This is a genomic window from Bradyrhizobium sp. Kon69 (assembly GCF_055807515.1).
Map to the genome: position 1 here is coordinate 1 of NZ_JBVVOS010000377.1, position 266 is coordinate 266.

Sequence of the window (266 nt, forward strand, 5' to 3'; positions counted from 1 at the left end):
GGCGCAACAAGCCGAAAGCGACCATGATCAACCCGCCCAGCAGCACGGTCGCCAGCAGATACTCGACGCCGTGCTGCACCACCAGCGCCACGATCACCACCGCCATCGAACCGGCCGCTCCGGAGACCATACCGGGGCGACCACCGAACAGCGCGGTGAGGGTGCATATGATGAACGCGCCGTAGAGTCCCATCAACGGGTTGAGATGGGCCACCAGCGCGAAGGCGATGCACTCGGGCAGCAAGGCAAATGACGTAGTGAGGCCG

The 266-nt window shown here is 64.7% G+C and carries 1 protein-coding gene; it reads right to left on the minus strand.

Features of this window, described 5'->3' with window-relative positions:
• A partial coding sequence (locus AC0L3U_RS39515) for a SulP family inorganic anion transporter (protein ID WP_473365137.1) occupies window positions 1–266 on the minus strand: 266 nt, incomplete at both ends.